Origin of the sequence: Sphingomonas sp. IC4-52, from assembly GCF_020707225.1 — a bacterium.
Taxonomy (GTDB): Bacteria; Pseudomonadota; Alphaproteobacteria; order Sphingomonadales; family Sphingomonadaceae; genus Sphingomonas.
In genome coordinates this window covers 591,414-607,881 of the sequence record NZ_JAJFEU010000001.1, presented here as the reverse complement: position 1 = coordinate 607,881, position 16,468 = coordinate 591,414, and the positions used below count along the sequence as shown (strand labels likewise).

At 65.1% G+C, this 16,468-nt stretch carries 13 protein-coding genes and 2 tRNA genes; 6 read left to right on the top strand and 9 right to left on the bottom strand.

What is annotated here, in order from left to right; all coding sequences use genetic code 11:
- Positions 1-86: 86 nt before the first annotated feature.
- The 7 genes from LK535_RS02990 to LK535_RS02960 all read right to left on the bottom strand — a co-directional run bounded on the left by LK535_RS02990 (position 87) and on the right by LK535_RS02960 (position 8,780).
- A complete protein-coding gene (locus tag LK535_RS02990) occupies positions 87-998 on the bottom strand; it encodes an acyl-CoA thioesterase (RefSeq protein ID WP_227770392.1) in 912 nt (303 codons plus the stop codon).
- Between the two features lie 130 nt (positions 999-1,128).
- Positions 1,129-2,256 carry an acyl-CoA dehydrogenase family protein gene (locus tag LK535_RS02985; protein ID WP_227771055.1) on the bottom strand — a complete coding sequence of 376 codons (1,128 nt, stop codon included), beginning with the start codon at positions 2,254-2,256 and terminating at the stop codon, positions 1,129-1,131.
- 139 nt (positions 2,257-2,395) lie between these two features.
- Positions 2,396-3,580, bottom strand: a complete 1,185-nt coding sequence (locus tag LK535_RS02980; RefSeq protein ID WP_227770391.1) for an acyl-CoA dehydrogenase family protein — start codon at positions 3,578-3,580, stop codon at positions 2,396-2,398.
- Entirely contained in the window at positions 3,577-3,981 is a 405-nt protein-coding gene (locus tag LK535_RS02975; protein ID WP_227770390.1) for a VOC family protein, read from the bottom strand. The genes LK535_RS02980 and LK535_RS02975 overlap by 4 nt, the downstream gene beginning before the upstream one ends.
- Complete coding sequence (locus tag LK535_RS02970) at positions 3,978-5,300, bottom strand: amidase family protein (protein WP_227770389.1); 1,323 nt, start codon at positions 5,298-5,300, stop codon at positions 3,978-3,980. Before LK535_RS02970 ends, LK535_RS02975 begins: the two co-directional genes overlap by 4 nt.
- Before the next feature lie 105 nt (positions 5,301-5,405).
- Positions 5,406-7,436: a 3-hydroxyacyl-CoA dehydrogenase NAD-binding domain-containing protein gene (locus LK535_RS02965; protein WP_227770388.1), complete on the bottom strand. Its 2,031-nt coding sequence runs from the start codon at positions 7,434-7,436 to the stop codon at positions 5,406-5,408.
- Between the two features lie 120 nt (positions 7,437-7,556).
- The gene (locus LK535_RS02960) at positions 7,557-8,780 is read right to left on the bottom strand and encodes a serine hydrolase domain-containing protein (RefSeq protein ID WP_227770387.1); all 1,224 of its coding nucleotides are present in this window, start codon (positions 8,778-8,780) and stop codon (positions 7,557-7,559) included.
- Positions 8,781-8,930: 150 nt separating this feature from the next.
- Between LK535_RS02960 and LK535_RS02955 the strand changes: the two genes are divergently transcribed.
- The 6 genes from LK535_RS02955 to LK535_RS02930 all read left to right on the top strand — a co-directional run bounded on the left by LK535_RS02955 (position 8,931) and on the right by LK535_RS02930 (position 14,610).
- Positions 8,931-10,625, top strand: coding sequence for a class I adenylate-forming enzyme family protein (locus LK535_RS02955; RefSeq protein ID WP_227771054.1), 1,695 nt, complete (start codon positions 8,931-8,933; stop codon positions 10,623-10,625).
- Between the two features lie 31 nt (positions 10,626-10,656).
- Entirely contained in the window at positions 10,657-11,382 is a 726-nt protein-coding gene (locus LK535_RS02950) for a Crp/Fnr family transcriptional regulator (protein WP_227770386.1), read from the top strand.
- A 135-nt stretch (positions 11,383-11,517) separates the two neighbouring features.
- Positions 11,518-12,702 (top strand): AI-2E family transporter, encoded by a 1,185-nt coding sequence (locus LK535_RS02945; RefSeq protein WP_227771053.1) that lies wholly within the window; start codon positions 11,518-11,520, stop codon positions 12,700-12,702.
- Positions 12,703-12,726: 24 nt separating this feature from the next.
- A tRNA-Asp gene (locus LK535_RS02940) sits at positions 12,727-12,803 on the top strand.
- Positions 12,804-12,890: 87 nt separating this feature from the next.
- Positions 12,891-12,967: transfer RNA gene (locus LK535_RS02935), tRNA-Asp, on the top strand.
- A gap of 299 nt (positions 12,968-13,266) precedes the next feature.
- Positions 13,267-14,610, top strand: coding sequence for an AmpG family muropeptide MFS transporter (locus LK535_RS02930; RefSeq protein WP_227770385.1), 1,344 nt, complete (start codon positions 13,267-13,269; stop codon positions 14,608-14,610).
- A gap of 14 nt (positions 14,611-14,624) precedes the next feature.
- Here LK535_RS02930 and LK535_RS02925 read toward each other — a convergent pair whose 3' ends face one another.
- Positions 14,625-15,056, bottom strand: coding sequence for a DUF6628 family protein (locus LK535_RS02925; RefSeq protein ID WP_227770384.1), 432 nt, complete (start codon positions 15,054-15,056; stop codon positions 14,625-14,627).
- A 65-nt stretch (positions 15,057-15,121) separates the two neighbouring features.
- Positions 15,122-16,462 carry a bifunctional folylpolyglutamate synthase/dihydrofolate synthase gene (locus tag LK535_RS02920; RefSeq protein WP_227770383.1) on the bottom strand — a complete coding sequence of 447 codons (1,341 nt, stop codon included), beginning with the start codon at positions 16,460-16,462 and terminating at the stop codon, positions 15,122-15,124.
- Between the last annotated feature and the right edge of the window lie 6 nt (positions 16,463-16,468).

Sequence of the window (16,468 nt, the reverse complement as noted above, 5' to 3'; positions counted from 1 at the left end):
AGGGAGCGGGAGAAAGCACATGTCCGAAGCCGGGTGACTTCCCACGAGAAGAGGGCGTCGTAGGCTGGACGACGTATGGCGCGCAGCTACTCCGCGCGCGGGGTGCGCTGGCGGATCAAACCTTCCTGCGCGACGCTGGCGACGAGGCGGCCATCCTGGGTGAAGATCTGTCCGCGGTTCATGCCGCGGGCGTGGCCGGCCCAGGGGCTGTCGGTGGCGTAGAGGAGCCATTCGTCGGCGCGGAAATCCTCGTGCAGCCAGACCGAATGGTCGAGGCTGGCGCTCTGAAAGCCGGGCGTCGTCCAGTTGACGCCGTGCGGCAGCATGCAGGTGCCAAGCAGCGCCATGTCGGACGCGTAGGAGAGGATCGCGCGGTGCATCGAGGGATCGTCGCCGACTGGAGCGACGGCGCGGAACCAGCTGTGCTGGATCGGCTCCGTCGGCGTCGGGTTGAACCACTTGCGCGGGTAGACCGGGCGGATCTCGATCGGGCGCGGGCGGGTGACCATGCGCCGCTGCTTCTCGGGCAGGTTCACCGCGTCCTTCTCGCGCAGTTCCGCCTCGGTCGGCAGCGCTTCGGGCGGGGGCACGTCGGGCATCCGATCCTGATGGTGGAAGCCGTCCTCCGGCACCTGCAGCGAGCAGGCGAGGTTCAGGATCGGGGCGCCCCGCTGCATCGCGATGACGCGGCGAGTGGCAAAGCTGCGGCCTTCGAAGTCGCGCACGACGCGGTAGACGATCGGGAAGTTCTCGTCGCCCGGCCGCATGAAATAGGCGTGCAGCGAATGCGCGACCTTGGGTGCGTCAGTCGAGCGCTGCGCAGCCTGGAGCGCCTGGGCGATCACCTGGCCGCCGAAGACGCGGCCGACGCCGCCCTTCGACCGGCGGCCGCGATAGAGATCGGTGTCGATTTCCTCAACGTCGAGCAGATCAACGAGATCGGCGGCCAGAGCCTCGGGGGTGGGGGGAATGCGCGTGTCGTTCGAGGTGTCGCTCATCTAATCCGGTCCCTGTGCCTGCCGCGATGGAGCAGGCAAGCAGGGCGGCCGTGGATCACGACTGGCACACCTGTTGCGACCTGCCCCTGATGTCGCTCCCCTCCCTCCTGCGGGAGGGAGGGGAAAAGCGTCAATAGCCGGCCGCGCGCGCGAGGCGATCGGCGTGGAAGTTCGCGTCTCCGAACAGTTCGGCGAGCACGCGCTGGCGCTTCATGTAGAAACCGATGTCATATTCATCGGTCATGCCGATGCCGCCGTGCATCTGGATGCCTTCCTGCACGCTGAGCATCGTCGCGAGTCCGGTCATCGCCTTGGCGACCGAGACGGCGGCGTCGGCCTTCTCGTCACCGGCGTCGAGCAGCTGCTGCGCCTTCAGCACGGCAGCGCGCGCCACTTCCATCTCGCTGTAGAGGTGCGAGGCGCGGTGCTGGAGTGCCTGGAAGCTGCCGATCAGCACGCCGAACTGCTTGCGCTCCTTCAGGTAATTGACCGTCATGTCCATCGCGCCAGCGCCGACGCCCAGCATTTCGGCAGCGGCACCCGCGCGACCGGCGCGCAGCAGGCGATCGAGCGGCGTGCGGCCGGCATCGACTTCGCCAATCACGGCGTCGGCATCGACCTCGACACCGTCGAACTCGATCCGCGCGGCGAGGCTGGCGTCGGTAAGGCGCTCGGCCTTGGCGGTCATCCCGGCGGCATCCCTGGGCACGGCGAACAGCGTGACGCCATTCTCGTCATCGGCAGCGCCGGCAGTGCGCGCGGCGACGATGACGACGTCAGCGACATGGCCGTGGTGGACGAACTGCTTGGCCCCGGTGAGCTTGAAGCCGTTGCCGGCGCGCTCCGCCTTCATCGCCACCGAGGAACGATGCTTTGCGCCTTCGTCGATCGCGAGCGCGGCGACGGTTTCGCCGGCGAGGATGCCGGGGAACCAGCGCTCCGCGTGCGGCGTGCCCTTCATCGCCTCGACTGCGGCGACGGCGGTCTGCAGGAACGGCGAGGGCGACAGGTTGCGGCCGATTTCTTCCAGCACGACGCCCGCCTCGACATGGCCGAGGCCAAGGCCGCCCTGGGCCTCATCGATGAGGATGCCGGTGAAGCCCATGTCGGCGAACTGCTTCCACAGATCGCGCGAGAAGCCGGTCTGGTCATTGTCGTCGCGCAGCTTGCGCATGTGGCTGACGGGGGCAGAATCGGCCACGAAATCGCGCGCGGTGTCGCGCAGCATGGTCTGATCTTCGTTCAGGAAAAGAGGCATCATTGGTCCCTTTTACGCCCCGGCGCGCGTGAGCGCCGGAGGAGGTGGAAAGGGGCGGCTGCCGCCTGCGGCCGCGCCGCCCGCTTCCCGTCGATGGTCTGGCGAGCGCGCCCTTCCTCAGCAGGGAAGGGCGACCCGATCACGCGCCCGGCAGCTCCAGGATGCGCTTCGAGATGATGTTGAGTTGCACCTCGCTGGTGCCGCCCTCGATCGAGTTCGCCTTCGTGCGCAGCCAGTCGCGTGCCGGCGCGCCGCTGCGCGAACGCTCGCTTTCCCATTCCAGATTGTCCGAGCCGCCCGACGCCATCAGCAGCTCGTGGCGGGCCTTGTTCAGCTCCGTCCCGTAATATTTCATCATCGACGGCTGGGCGGGATGCGCGCGGCCAGCCTTCAGCTCGTCAATGAAGCGTTCGGACTGGGCGGCGAACGCCTTGGAGCGAACCTCGAACTCGGCGATCTTGGCACGGAGCAGCGGATCGGCGAGGCGGCCGTCGTGATCGAGGCCGATGGTGGCGATCGCGCCCTCGATCAGCGGGTTCCTGCCGCCGCCGCCGAGGCCCATGTTCGAGATCATTTCACGCTCATGGCCGAGCAGGTACTTCGCGACGTCCCAGCCCTTGTTGAGCTCGCCCACAAGGTTCTCCTTCGGCACCTTCACATTGTCGAAGAAGGTTTCGCAGAAGGGCGAATAGCCGCTGATCAGCAGGATCGGCTTCGTCGAGACGCCCGGCGTCTGCATGTCGAACAGGACGAAGCTGATGCCCTTGTGCTTGTTCGTCTTGTCGGTGCGCACGAGGCAGAAGATCCAGTCCGCGTAATTCGCGTAGCTGGTCCAGATCTTCTGGCCGTTGATGAGGAAGTGGTCGCCCTTGTCCTCCGCCGAGGTGGCAAGGCTGGCAAGGTCGGACCCGGCGTTCGGCTCCGAATAGCCCTGACACCAGCGGATCTCGCCGCGCGCGATCTTGGGCAGATGCTCCTTCTTCTGCTCCTCGGTGCCGTATTTCAGCAGCGCCGGCCCAAGCATCGAGATGCCGAACGAGGAGAGCGGGTTGCGGCACCGCAGCTTCGCCATTTCCTCGCGCAGGATCTTGGTTTCGGCAGCAGACAGCCCGCCGCCGCCATATTCCTTGGGCCAGTCGGGCACCGTCCAGCCCTTCGCGCCCATGGCGTCCATCCACTGCTTCTGCGCCGGGGTCATGGCGCTCTGGTCGCGGCCACCCCAGACGCTGTCTTTTTCGCTGCGGATCGGCTCGCGCATCTCGGGCGGGCAATTCGCCTCGAGCCACGCGCGCGTCTCGGCGCGGAACTGATCAAGATCGGTCATTCGCTTGCTCCTTCGCGGGTCTTCTCGCGCAGATATTGGATGAGTTCGATGGTGTGGCCTTCCGGATCATCGAGGAAGGCGATGCGCATGCCGGGGAGATCCTCCGGCGGGCGAACGGCGGTGGCACCGGCGGCGATCGCGCGATCCCAGGCGGCCTGGATGTCGCGCGTCGAGAGGCCGAGCGGCCCGTGATTGTCCCCGCGCACAAGGGCGCGGCCGTCGGTGTGATGATAGAGGACGAGGGTGAAGGGATCATCGGGAAGGCCGATCAGCACCTCCTCCAGGCCCGGTAGCGCGATCCGCCTGCGTTCCGTGAAGCCGAACGCTTGCTCGTAGAAGGCGAGCGCGCGGGGCAGATCCTCCACGACGAACTTGGTGAAGAGGATGCGGCCGACGGTCATTGCGCGCCTCCGGCGGCGTCGTGAATGTCGCGTGCCGCGGCGATCGCGGTGCGATCGGCATAAAGGTCCGCGATCACCTGGACGCCGATCGGCAGCCCGTCCGCATCGTTGCCGATCGGCACGCTGGTGGCGGGCAGCATCGGGAAGGTCGCGAGGCCGGGGAAGACGAACTGGTGGAAGAATTGCGTATCCTCGCCGTCGATCGAGAGGCGGCGGGTGGCGAGTGGCGTGGGATCGTGCGGGAATGCCGTCATGCCGACGGTTGGCGCGATCACCGCGTCGTAGGTTTCGAACAGGCGGCGCCACTGGCGCTGGTTGCGCGCCTGTTCGTCATGGAGGTGGAGCCAGGGTTCGAGCTCGGGCGCAGCCTCGCTCTCCGGTCGCGGTGCACGGCGTGACATGGCGATGTTGAGCATCTTCCAATAGCCGGCGTGCTGGCGTTCGAGGTCGGGCAGGAGATCGCTGCTGGTGTCGACGGTCGCGCCGGTTTCGCGCAACGCCGCGGCCACCCGTTCGAGGGCATCGACGATCGATTGCTGCACCCGTGCCATCGGGTGGCTGGTGAGGAGCAGGAAGCGCCAGTTGCTGCCGTGGCGGCGTGCCGGGGCGAGCGGGTGATCGGCGACGATGCCGAGCGCCGTTTCGAGATCGTCAGCGTCGCGTGCCATCGGGCCGAGCACCGACAGGACGGTGCGCGCCCCGTCCGTGCCGGGCATGTAATGGCCCTCAGTGGGGATCACGCCCCAGGTGGTCTTGTGCCCCCACACGCCGTTGAAGGCGGCGGGCACGCGGATCGAGCCGCCGATGTCGGAGCCGAATTCGAGCGGGACCATGCCGGCGGCAAGCGCCACCGCCGATCCGCCGGACGAGCCGCCCGCAACGCGATCAGGGTTCACCGCATTGTTGGTGCGGCCATAGACCGGGTTGTCGGACTGGAGATCCGACAGGGCAGGCGGGACGTTGGTCTTGCCCAGGATGATCGCGCCGGCGGCCTTCAGGCGTCGAACGGTGACGGCATCTTGCGCAGCGGTGAAATCGCGATGCTCGGCAAAGCCGAAGGTCGTCGGCAGGCCGGCGACGTCATAGCTTTCCTTGATCGTCATCGGCACGCCGAGCAGCGGGCCGTCGAAGCCTTCGGCGATGCGCGCGTCGAGGTCAGCAGCGGCGGCGCGGGCGCGATCGAAATCACGCACCACGACGGCGTTGAGCGTGCCATCACGCTCCTCGATCCGGGCGATCGCCGCCTCGGTTTCCGCCAGCGCCGTGGTGGCGCCGGAGCGGACCGCGGCGGCGGTTTGAAGAGCGGTGCGTTCAGTCATCAGCGCGTGCTCCTGTGCCCGCCTGCCCGGCGCGCGTGGTAACGCCAGCCCCAAATAGGGAGAGGCGGCACCGCGCGGTGACGGGCAGGGCGGAACACAATGCGGTCACTTCAGTGCAGCGCCCGTCTCGGCGGCGGTCTTGAGGCTTTCGGCGACCTTGAAGCCATGCTTTTCAAGCCCTTCAACGATCTTCTTCAGGCCGACTTCATGCTGCGCCCAGAACATCGGGCCGCCGCGATAGACCGGCCAGCCGTAGCCCATGATCCAGACGACATCGACGTCGCTCGCCCGCTGCGCCTTGCCCTCTTCGAGGATCAGCGCACCTTCGTTGACCATCGGGTAGAGCGTGCGCTCGACGATTTCCTGATCGGTGATCTCGCGCTTGGGCAGGTTCGACTTGGCGCGGAATTCCTCGATGATCTCGAGCGCGCGGGGGCTCGGCGTCGCGTTGCGCTTTTCGTCGTAATCGTAATAGCCCGCGCCCTTCTTCTGGCCCCAGCGACCCTCGGCAGCGAGCGCATCGCGGATGCTCTCGATCCGGCTCGGGTCACGGTGCCAGCCGATGTCGACGCCGGCGAGATCGGCCATCTGGAACGGGCCCATCGGCATGCCGAAATCGGTGTGGACCTTGTCGATCTGCTGCGGGGTCGCGCCCTCCATGAGGAGCTTGTTCGCCTCGATCTGGCGCGGGCTCAGCATGCGGTTGCCGATGAAGCCGTGGCAAACGCCGGCGACCACCGCGACCTTCTTGATCTTTTTCGCGAGCGCCATGACGGTGGCGAGCACGTCCTTGGCGGTCTTCTCGCCGCGCACCACTTCGAGCAGGCGCATGACGTTGGCCGGCGAGAAGAAGTGCATGCCGAGCACGTCCTCGGGACGCTTCGTCACCGCGGCGATCTCGTCGACGTTCAGGTAGCTCGTGTTCGACGCGAGGATCGCACCGGGTTTCGCAATGGCGTCGAGCTTGGTGAACAGCTCCTTCTTGACGTCCATGTTCTCATAGACCGCCTCAATGATGAGATCGCAGTCGGCGAGATCGTCCAGGCTGAGCGTCGGGGTGAGCAGGCCCATCGCCTTTTCCGGCGCGTCCGGCTTGATGCGGCCCTTGGCAGCCGATGCCTCGTAATTCTTGCGCATCACGCCGGTGCCGCGATCGAGCGCCTCCTGCTGCATCTCGACGATCGTCACCGGGATGCCGGCGGACAGGAAGTTCATCGAAATGCCGCCGCCCATCGTGCCGGCGCCGATCACGCCGACCTTGTTGATCGGGCGAAGCGGGGTCTTGGGATCGACGTCGTCGATCTTGGCGGCCTGACGCTCGGCGAAGAACAGGTGACGCTGCGCGGCAGACTGGGTGCCAGTCATCAGCTTCACGAACTGTTCGCGCTCGAACTTCATACCCTCGTCGAACGGAAGCTCGCTGGCGGCGACGACGCAGGCGATGTTGGCGGCCGGCGCATCGAAGCCGCGCATACGGCGGCCGTGCTTCTTCTTGAACTCCTCGACCGCCTCCGGGTCTGGGGCGACCGTCTTGTCGCGGACGCGTGGGATCGGCTTCTTGTCGGCGATCTCGCGCGCGAAGGCGATGGCGTCCACCTCCAGGCTGTCCTCACCAACGACGCGATCGACCAGGCCGACTTCGGCCGCCTTCTTGGCGGGGATCGGATCGCCGATTGCGACCATCTCGATCGCGGCCTTCACGCCGACGATGCGCGGCAGGCGCTGCGTGCCGCCGGCGCCCGGCAGCAGGCCGAGCTTCACTTCGGGCAGGCCCATCACCGCCGAGGGGACGGCAACGCGATAGTGGCAGGCAAGCGCGACTTCGCAGCCGCCGCCGAGCGCGGTGCCGTGGATGGCGGCGACGATCGGCTTCTCGCTCGAATCCATCATGTCGATGACTTCGTGAAGCGATGCGCCCTTGGGCGGCTTGCCGAATTCGGTGATGTCGGCGCCGGCAAAGAAGGTCTTGCCGTCGCAGCGGATCACCATCGCCTTCACGGCGGGATCGTTGATCCCCTGGCTCACGCCTTCCTTCAGCCCGTCACGCACGCCGGCGCCAAGGGCGTTCACTGGCGGCGAATCGGAGATGATGACGAGAACGTCGTCGTGGCGTTCGAAGCGGACGGGGGAAGTCATTTCTTTCTCCATTCGTCATCCCCATACGGGCGGGGATCCATATTTCTCGAACCGAGCCGGTTCGGTTGATAAGTCCGCCGGCCGACTCCCCCGATCGCGGAGACAACGGCCGACCGATGATCAGGTGAGCGCCGAGTAGATCATTGTCTTCAGCTCGCGCCGGATCGGGTAAATCATGCTGGGCGACAGCTGAGTCATGAACACCATCGTCAGCCGCTCCACTGGGTCGATGAAGAAGGCGGTGGAGAACATGCCACCCCAATAATATTCGCCCACGCTGCCGGGCATCATGGAGCGGGCGGTGTCGATCGTCACAGCAAAGCCCAGGCCAAATCCGGTGCCGGCGTTCTGGGTCTCGCTGAACAGCGACTTCGACATGGAGGACAGGTCAGCGCCGTTCGGCAGATGATTTTGGGTCATCAGGTCGATGGTCTTGCGACCGAGAATGCGCACGCCATCAAGCGTTCCGCCGTTGAGGCACATCTGGCAGAACCGCTGGTAATCCAAAGCGGTGGAAACGAGCCCGCCGCCGCCCGAGACCAAGGTGAACGGCTTCGACCACATGCTCTCCTCGGCACGGTCGAACATCACCCGGCCCTTGCCGGGCACCAACGTGTAGCAATCGACCAGCCGGTCCAGCTTTTCCGCGGGCACGGTGAAGCCGGTGTCGTTCATGCCCAGAGGCTTGAAGATGCGTTGTTCGAAGAACTCCGGCAGCGACATGCCGGACACGCGCTGGACCACCGCGCCGAGCACGTCGGTGGACACTGAGTAATTCCAGCTCGTTCCGGGCGAGAACTCCAGCGGCAGCTTGCCGAGTTCAGCGACGAAGCCGTCGAGATCGTAATTGCCGTGCCAGTTCTCCAGCTTCAGCTCGCGATGCGCGGCGTCGATGTTGGAGCGGTTCTGGAAGCCGTAGGTGAGGCCGGAGGTATGCCGCAGCAGGTCAACCATCCGCATTGGCTCTTCGGTCGGCCGCGTCATGAACGGCACGCCAGCGCCGCCGCCGGCGTAGACGCCAAGCTTCTTGAACTCCGGAAGAACGTGGTGAACGGGGGTGTCCAGTGCGACCTTGCACTCTTCCACCAGCATCATGAACGCAACCGACGTGATCGGCTTGGTCATCGACGCAATGCGAAACAGGCTGCTCTCGTCGATCTGCTTCGAGCCACCTTCGCGCGCGCCGCCCTGAGAAGAAAAGTGCACGATCTCGCCATCACGCGAGACGAGCAGCTGGGTATGGGGGAATTCGCCCGAATCGAGGTACCGTTCTTTCAGGAAGGTATCGATTGCGGCGAGGCGCCGGCCGTCAAACCCATGCTTCTCGGGTGATGCGATGTTCATTGCCCCTCCATACCCCGGCTTCTAATTCCCGCTCTTCCTATCGCTTGAGCGGGCGTTGAATCAATCCTAACGTGAGCACCTGGAAACCGATTTCGAGTGCGGGGAGAATCTGACGTGGCGACGCAACCCTTGGCTGCATCATGGCCGGCCATGTCAGTGAAGCAGGCGGAAGTCGTGCTCACCGCACCCGGCGCGAAGTTCGAGATGGAAACGGTGGACATCCGGGGTGTGCCCACGCGTGTGTGGAAGAATGCACCTCCCCATATGGCGGCCTTGGTGGCGCTGTCCCGAACGCATGGCGACCACCTCGCGACGATCTATGAGGATGAGCGTGTCAGCTATGACGCGCAGTTCCGGGCTATCGCCGCATTGGCCGCCAATCTCGCTGCGCGCGGGGTTGGCAAGGGCGATCGCGTCGCCGTCGCCATGCGCAATCTGCCGGAATGGATCGTCGCGTTTTTCGCGACAACGGTGCTCGGTGCCATTGCTGTGCCGCTCAACGCGTGGTGGACCGGCGAGGAGCTTGCCTATGGCCTTTCGGATTCCGGTGCCAAGGCCCTGATCGCGGATGATGAGCGCTGGGAGCGGATCGCCCCTTTGCGCGCGCAGCTTCCCGGTCTGGATCACGTCCTGGTGAGTCGCGCCAGCACCCCGCTGCAGGATGCCGAGCGCCTTGAGGACGTTATCGGCACTCCGCATGGCTGGTCGAGGCTTCCGGCCGGCGAATTGCCAGCCGTCGCGCTGGCGCCAGAGGATGAGGCGACGATCCTTTATACCAGCGGCACGACGGGTCAGCCGAAGGGGGCGCTGGGCACGCACCGCAACTTCATGACCAACATCCTGTCGACCGGTTATGCCATGGCCCGGTCGATCCTGCGCCGCGGCGATCCGCTGCCGGAGCCGAGCAAGAAGGTGGCGCTGACGGTTATCCCGTTGTTCCACGCCACTGCCCTGTCATCCGGACTGATGGGCGCGATGGCTGCGGGCCACACCATCATCTACATGCGCAAGTTCGAACCGGTACGCGCGATGGAAATCATCGAGCGTGAAAAGGTGAACTCCACTGGCGGGGTGCCGACGATCGCGTGGCAATTGCTCGAGCATCCCGAGCGGCATCGTTACGATCTCTCGAGCCTCGAGACGATCGGATATGGCGGGGCGCCCTCCGCACCGGAGCTGGTGCGTAAGATCGCCGCGGAGCTGAAGTCCGCGCCCGGCAACGGTTGGGGCATGACCGAAACCACCGCCACCGTCACCACTCACTCGGGCGAGGATTATCTTCATCGCCCGGAGAGTTGTGGACCGGCGGTAGCGGTTGCGGACCTCAAGGTAACCGGAGCTGACGGCGAAGAGCTTCCGCCCGGGGAGATCGGGGAATTGTGGGCGCGCGGGCCGATGATCGTGAAAGGCTATTGGAACAAGCCCGAAGCGACGGCCGCAACCTTCGTCGATGGTTGGGTGCGCACCGGCGACCTGGCGCGGCTCGATGAAGAGGGCTTCTGCTATATCGTCGACCGGGCGAAGGACATGGTCATTCGCGGCGGCGAAAACATCTACTCCAGCGAGGTGGAGAACGTGCTCTACGATCACCCGGCGGTGACGGATTGCGCGCTCATCGGCATTCCCCATCGCACGCTGGGCGAGGAGCCAGCGGCAGTTGTCCATCTGGCGCCGGGAGCAACGGCCACCGAGGCGGAGCTCCAGGCCTGGGTCCGTGAGCGGCTCGCCGCCTTCAAGGTGCCGGTCGCGATCCGCTTCTGCGAGGAGATGCTGCCCAGGAACGCGAACGGCAAGATCCTCAAGCGCGAGCTGAAAAGCTACTTTGAGGATCGCGCGGCTGCCTGAAGCGTTGCATCGGCGAAACAAAGGGCCGTCGATGCGTACAAAGGATTTCCTCAGGGGCAGGCGTCGTCACGAATTGTCTGCCGAGGAGTTGGCCGTTTTGGAAGCGGCGGTGGATAGCGTGGAGGTGGTGCCGGCCCGAAGGGTGCTGGCCCACCGCGGCGAGCGGCTGAGGCGCAGCACGCTGATCGTCGAGGGCTATGCCTGTCGATACATGGATGCGCGGGACGGCTATCGGCAGATGCTGTCGTATCACGTGCCCGGCGATTTCGTTGACCTTCACAGTTATCCGACGCGGTATATTGATCACGCTGTGGCCACCATCTCCCAAGTGACCGTCGCTTACGTCCGTCATGATCGGCTGGATGGGATCATGAGCGAGCGACCCCATCTGGCCTCTTTGCTTTGGTTCAGCACGTTGCTCGATGCGGCGCTACATCGGGAATGGATCTTCCGCATCGGCAGGCTCGACGCGGCAGGGCGCGTGGCCCACTTCGTCTGCGAGACCTATTGCCGCATGCGCGCGGTCGGCCGGGCAGCAGAGGGGCGGTGCGACTTGCCACTGACGCAGCAGGATCTCGGAGATATCGTCGGCCTGACCAGCGTTCATGTGAACCGCGTTCTTCGACGACTCCGCGAAGAAGGCCTGGCGATCATCGGCCGCGGGACGCTGCAGATACTCAATATTGACCAACTCGCCCGGTTGGGGGAGTTCAAGGCCGATTACTTGTACCTTGAGGATGGACCCTGGCGGGAATGATGGACGGCGCTCTTCCAGGATCCAGTCCTCCGCCGGTACCCATCCGGTTCCTGCTCACGGCGCACGGGCTTGTCGGGCGTGGTTGAGGCCGCGCCCGCTTCGTCCGTCTCGACCCTCAATGATCCGGCGGAGCAGATCGAAGCAGCCAACTCGGCCGATGAACCGCGGGTGGCGCTACGCCGCGACCGATTGCTCGCGGCACTGACGCTTACAGCGGGGTTGGGGCTCATCATCGGCTTGCCGTTTGCCCTGAAGGCCGGTGCCGAATTCTTCATGCCGACGGCGGTCGCCATTGTCGTCAGCATCGCGCTTATCCCGCTGTTGGAATGGCTCGAGGCGCGGCGTCTGCCGCCGGCGATCGCGTCGCTACTTTGCGTGATCCTGTTTCTGGTGGCCGCGAACGTGGCGCTTGCCGCTATTGTCGTCCCTGCGATCGACTTTTTCCGGCTGCTTCCCAAGCGCATCGACCGCATCCAGGAAAATCTGGAGCCGCTGCTCGACCTGTATTCGAATCTGGAAGGCTATGCGAATCGTACCTTGCGGCGGCTTGCGGCCACGCCGGTACGTCAATCGCCAACGGCCGCCGTGGCGCCGCCGAGTTCGATCCTGGAACTGGCGGCGACCTCGGCACCCGCGGTGATTATCCAGATCTTGTACGCCGTCCTCGTCACCTTCTTCTTTCTGACCGGCTGGACGCGCACCAGGACGAGGATGATCACCAGCCGCGAGAGCTTTGGCGGGGCGATGGCGACCGCCCGAGTGATCCAGGACGTGGTGGACGATGTCTCTAGCTATCTGGGAACGATTACCGCGATCAACATCGTGCTCGGCCTGGTGACTGCCGGCGCGCTCAATCTGCTCGGCATGCCGTTTCCGCTGATGTGGGGCGGAATAGTCGCGCTGTTCAATTACATACCGTATTTCGGACCGGTCATTGCAGCGCTGCTTGTCGCGCTGGGCGGGCTCATGACATTCAACGACGTGGCGACCGCACTGGCAGCCCCGGCGATCATGTATGGACTTCACCTGATCGAGGCGAACGTCGTGACGCCGCTGATCGTGGGCCATCGACTGACCATCAGCCCGGTGCTGATCCTGGTGTCACTCAGCTTCTGGGGCTGGGTCTGGGGAACGATCGGCGCGCTGCTGGCGGTGCCGCTGTTGATCATCATCCAGACGATCATCAAGGGCGCGGGCAAGCCGGACATCGCCGGGTTCCTCTTCGAACATGGCACTTTGGTGCGGCAGACCGTGAAGAGATCGCCAGGATTTGAGAAAAGCGATGATGAGGTCGTTGACAGCCCCTCGCCGGTGGCATAGTGGCGCGCCTCCACGCTGATCCAAGCGGGTGTAGCTCAGTTGGTTAGAGCGCCGGCCTGTCACGCCGGAGGTCGCGGGTTCGAGCCCCGTCACTCGCGCCACCTTCAAGGTGGAGGATCCGTTCCGTGGTTGTCGGTACAAGCTTGTGCTGGCGGCTGAGGAACGTAGAAAGCGTTCGGATAGTTCGAGCGGGTGTAGCTCAGTTGGTTAGAGCGCCGGCCTGTCACGCCGGAGGTCGCGGGTTCGAGCCCCGTCACTCGCGCCATCCGGCAGGATGGCATCGACCCAGCGGCGTTTTGCCGCGGTCACCATAACTCATCGGTATACATCGGTCTGCTTGCCTCGTCAGAGGTAAATGGATGGGTGCTGCGGGCTTGCCTGATCGGCGGTCCGCCAGCGCGTTTCTGTGTCTGTAGCGCGCGGCGACGGAGTCGGTGGCGGACCGCAGCCGCGTCCAGTTGAAGCGCGTGCAGGATCAGGACCGGCCATCGCGCGATCATGGGCTTACCTCCGGGCAATTTCCCGTTAGTGTCCCGGCAAAGCTGGGGTGTGGAGCAAGCGTAAATGACGGAAGCTATCGCGCGGCGTGGTTGGGGCGCCGCGATGGGGCCGTACTTCCGGCCGCGGCCATTTGCCGCCTTTCTGCTTGGCATTTCCAGCGGGTTCCCCCTCACGCTGCTGCTTGGCACCATGACCTTCTGGCTGGCGAAGGTTGGCATAGACAAGAAGACGATCGGCTTCGCCATCGGTCTGACGACCCCATACACCCTCAAGTTTCTGTGGGCGCCGCTGATCGATCGCACGCGCCTGCCGTTTCTGACGAAGCTGGTGGGGCAGCGGCGCGCGTGGCTGTTCCTTGTTCAAGCACTGCTTCTGGTGTCGGTATGGATGCTGGGCGCAAGTCAGCCTGAGCTGCACCTGGGCGTCTTCGCGTTCTGGGCGATCGTAACCGCCTTTCTTTCGGCGACGCAGGACATCGTCATCGATGCCTATCGCATCGAGATCCTTCCCGACGCCGAGCTGGCGCATGGCACCGCCATGAACCAGTTCGGATACCGCACCGGTAACTTCATCGCTGGGGTAGGCACCATCGCGATCGCTTCGGCCGAGGGGCTCGGTCTCGGCTGGGGCTTGGGTTACGGGCTCACCTCGCTTTGCCTGATCCCGGCCGCCGTCGCGGCGTTGTGGATTGGGCCTGGCCTTCACGAACAAGCGGTGAAACGAGGCGGGCGCGGCTGGTTCACCGATACGGTGGTCAGCCCGTTCCGTGAATTCTTCCGTCGCCGCGGCGCTTTGCTGATCCTGCTGTTCGTCCTCGTCTACAAGCTTGGGGACGCGATGGGGCAGGGGATGCTCAATCCCATGATCGTGGAACTTGGCTTCTCCGACACGGAGTTCCTCGCCATCAACAAGGTCGTCGGGCTCTGGGGCCTGCTGATCGGCACGGCGCTAGGTGCGCCCTTCCTGGCGTGGCTCGGCATGGGACGAGCGCTGTTCATCTCCGGGCTGCTGATGATGCTCTCCAATGCCACCTTCGCAATTCTGGCGGCAAAGGGCCATTCACCCACATGGCTGTTCATCGCGGTGGCGACCGAACAGGTGACGAGCGGCATCGGCTTGACGGTGTTCGCGACCTATCTTTCGGGGCTGGCCAACCTCGCTTATACCGCCACGCAGTTCGCGCTGCTTTCCTCCTTTGCGGTCGTCGGCCGCACCTGGCTGTCCACGCCGTCCGGCTATGTGGCGGAGCAGTTCGGCTGGGTCGGGTTCTGGCTCGTCACGATGGTGGTCGCGCTACCTGGCCTGCTGTTGCTGTGGATCCTGTGGAGGCGCGGCTTCGTCGTGGAGCAGGCACGTCAGCCGATCGCTGACGATGAACCCGGGGCTCCTGTTCCGGCCACTCCCTAGCCCCGTGGGACGCGTCAGGCCGTGATCGGCCGGCCCTCGTCCGCGAAGGCCACAGCTACAGCCGCCGCGCTGGAGAGAACGCCCTCCACGGCCTTGATGCCCAGGAGGTCGGCCATCAGCAAACGCGCAGCTCCGGTCTGAACTTCCACTCGCGCGAGGATCGTGAGCAACGCAGCCTCCGCATGGGTCATGCGGCCATAGCAGCAAGGCGCGATCGCGATCGGCCCGGCAGCAGCGGTGGCGAGGTCCACCATCAGGCCGCGCATCAGGATCAGCGGCCGCCGAAAGCTCGCGCCAAACGCCGTGAAGAAGGCGTGCGCCGCCCGAGCGTCGGTTAGCCCGTGTGCGCCCATCCGGCGCATGGCGAACAATATAATGCGTGCGTTGCAGCAGGCTGGCAGTGGGTGCGGCAACAGCGCCAAAGTGGCAGGTGCGAACATGGTCATGGAAGAGCCTCCTCTTCCCGCAGTCTCGACCAGTGTGCTATTGCAAGTCAATCGCAACTTTGGGTCTAGGTGGGGATCTCGTCGTTTCGGAGGAGCACCTCACCAGCCAGGTAGAGCGAACCTGCGACCAGAATCCGGTCCACATCCGCAGTGGCGAGCGCAAGGAACGCTTCTGCGATCCCTTTCGCTGTCGCCGCTTCGACAGCGCCATTCTCGATCGCCAAGCGCGCCAGCTCCTCGGGCTCGTGGTGCGCGTGGCCCGGAACCGGGATGGCGATCACTCGTGTCGATACCGACATGGCGATAAGATGGCGCAAGACGGAGGCGGCATCCTTGTTGGCCAGCACGCCGATCACGATCGCGGTCTTGGCACTTTGCGGCCAAGCGTGGGCGATGGCCGCAGCCGCCGACTCATTGTGAGCGCCGTCGAGCCAGACGCCGCCCGGCGAGGTGCGGTCCAGCAATCGGGTAAGTGGTCCATCGTTCAGCCGCTGCATCCGTGCCGGCCAGAATGCGCCACGGATGCCTGCTGCCATATCCTCTGACCTTACGGTGACGGCCGTCTGGTGACGCAGCATCGCTACGGCGAGTGCCGCATTATCGGCCTGATGCCTGCCAGCTAGTGTCGGCAGCGGCAAACGCAGTGACCCGGCAGCATCCGCATAAGTGAAGCCGTCAGCATCAACGGCGCAGGTCCAAGCCTCGCCAATCTTGGTCAGGATTGCGCCCTTGGCAGAAGCAACTGCCCGAATGGCATCATTCGCCGCGGGGGGATATTCCAGGGTCGCCAGCGGCGCCCCGGGCTTGGCGATCCCCGCCTTTTCAAACGCGATACGGGCAAGGGGCTCTGGCGGCGTGCCGGCTTCCTCCGCCAACAGGAACGCTTCATGGTCTATGCCGAGCCCGGCAATGCCGCAGACCAGCGGCTGCACGACATTGGTGGCATCCAGCCTGCCGCCGAGTCCCACTTCGATCACACAGGCGTCCGCTGGCGTGCGTGAGAAGGCGAGGAAGGCTGCGGCGGTCGTGACTTCAAAGAAGCTCGCCCGGATGTCGCCGCCCGCGTCCAGCACCTCCTCCAGCACCGCTGCAAGCGGAGCATCCTCGATCAAGGAGCCCGCGACCCGGATCCGCTCGTTAAAACGAACCAAGTGAGGACTGGAATAGACGTGCACGCGCTTCCCCGACGCTTCCAGCATCGCGCGCAAGAATGCGCAGGTCGATCCTTTCCCGTTCGTGCCCGCCACATGGAATGCCGGCGGCAGGCGCAGGTGTGGGTCGCCCAGACGAGTGAGGAGCGCCGTGATGCGCGACAGGCCGAGAACGTCGGCGCCTGGCGACAGCGACCACAGTCGTGCCAATTGTGTCTGCACGGCGGGATCAGTCGAAACGGCATAGTCGGGCATTGTCGC

Bases quoted from the DNA above. Each gene is read 5' to 3' on its own strand.
- LK535_RS02970 (WP_227770389.1), bottom strand. From the start codon at position 5,300: ATGACTGAACGCACCGCTCTTCAAACCGCCGCCGCGGTCCGCTCCGGC.
- LK535_RS02925 (WP_227770384.1), bottom strand. From the start codon at position 15,056: ATGACCATGTTCGCACCTGCCACTTTGGCGCTGTTGCCGCACCCACTG.
- LK535_RS02950 (WP_227770386.1), top strand. From the start codon at position 10,657: ATGCGTACAAAGGATTTCCTCAGGGGCAGGCGTCGTCACGAATTGTCT.
- LK535_RS02930 (WP_227770385.1), top strand. From the start codon at position 13,267: ATGACGGAAGCTATCGCGCGGCGTGGTTGGGGCGCCGCGATGGGGCCG.
- LK535_RS02960 (WP_227770387.1), bottom strand. From the start codon at position 8,780: ATGAACATCGCATCACCCGAGAAGCATGGGTTTGACGGCCGGCGCCTC.
- LK535_RS02920 (WP_227770383.1), bottom strand. From the start codon at position 16,462: ATGCCCGACTATGCCGTTTCGACTGATCCCGCCGTGCAGACACAATTG.
- LK535_RS02965 (WP_227770388.1), bottom strand. From the start codon at position 7,436: ATGACTTCCCCCGTCCGCTTCGAACGCCACGACGACGTTCTCGTCATC.
- LK535_RS02985 (WP_227771055.1), bottom strand. From the start codon at position 2,256: ATGCCTCTTTTCCTGAACGAAGATCAGACCATGCTGCGCGACACCGCG.
- LK535_RS02980 (WP_227770391.1), bottom strand. From the start codon at position 3,580: ATGACCGATCTTGATCAGTTCCGCGCCGAGACGCGCGCGTGGCTCGAG.
- LK535_RS02955 (WP_227771054.1), top strand. From the start codon at position 8,931: ATGTCAGTGAAGCAGGCGGAAGTCGTGCTCACCGCACCCGGCGCGAAG.
- LK535_RS02990 (WP_227770392.1), bottom strand. From the start codon at position 998: ATGAGCGACACCTCGAACGACACGCGCATTCCCCCCACCCCCGAGGCT.
- LK535_RS02975 (WP_227770390.1), bottom strand. From the start codon at position 3,981: ATGACCGTCGGCCGCATCCTCTTCACCAAGTTCGTCGTGGAGGATCTG.